Consider the following 922-nt stretch of genomic DNA (forward strand, 5'->3'; position numbering starts at 1 on the left):
GCTGAGGGCCTGGTCATCGGTGTTGTCAAGGTAGCCGCTCAGGTCCACGTTGTTCCCGTCCTCTATCGAAAGGCTGTTGCCCGACAGGGTGAGCGTCTGGTCGTCCGAACCACTGTTGTCCAGTGCCGATAGGTCGACAGAGTTACCGTCCGCTATCGAGAGTGTATTTCCCGAAAGGGTCAACGTCTGGTCATCGGTATCTATGGAACTGATGTCAATGGTGTTTCCACCACTTATCGATAGATCGGAACCGCTCAATGAGAGGGTCTGACCATCAGTGTTATCAAGGTAACCACTCAGGTCCACGTTGTTCCCGTCCTCTATCGAAAGGCTGTTGCCCGAGAGGGCCAGTGTCTGGTCGTCCGAACCACTGTTGTCCAGTGCCGACAGGTCAACCGTCTGCGTGCCACCGTCCTCAAGGGTCAGCGTCAATATGTTCGTGGCATTGTCAAGGCTGAAGGCCGTGATCGCCTGGTCGTCCGTGTTGTCCAGGTATGGAGTCAGATCGACCGTGCCACCGTCCTCCAAGGTCAATATGTTGCCAGCGGCCAAACTGAGGGCCTGATCGTCGGTGTTGTCAAGGTAGCCGCTCAGGTCAACGTTGTTGCCGTCCTCTATCGAAAGGCTGTTGCCCGACAGGGTGAGCGTCTGGTCGTCCGAACCACTGTTGTCCAGTGCCGACAGGTCGACCGTCTGCGTGCCGCCGTCCTCCAAGGTCAGCGTCAATATGTTCGTGGCATTGTCAAGGCTGAAGGCCGTGATCGCCTGGTCGTCCGTGTTGTCCAGGAATGGGGTCAGATCGACCGTGCCACCGTCCTCCAAGGTCAATATGTTGCCAGCGGCCAAGCTGAGGGCCTGGTCGTCGGTGTTGTCAAGGTAGCCGCTCAAGTCAACGTTGTTGCCGTCCTCTATCGAAAGGCTG

The 922-nt window shown here is 57.2% G+C and carries 1 pseudogene; it reads right to left on the reverse strand.

Annotation, left to right across the window (positions count from 1 at the left end):
• A pseudogene (locus AB1A65_RS09095) lies at positions 1-922 on the reverse strand (hypothetical protein); the annotation flags it as partial.

Source organism: Allomuricauda sp. ANG21, from assembly GCF_040705235.1.
Taxonomy (GTDB): domain Bacteria; phylum Bacteroidota; class Bacteroidia; order Flavobacteriales; family Flavobacteriaceae; genus Flagellimonas; species Flagellimonas marina.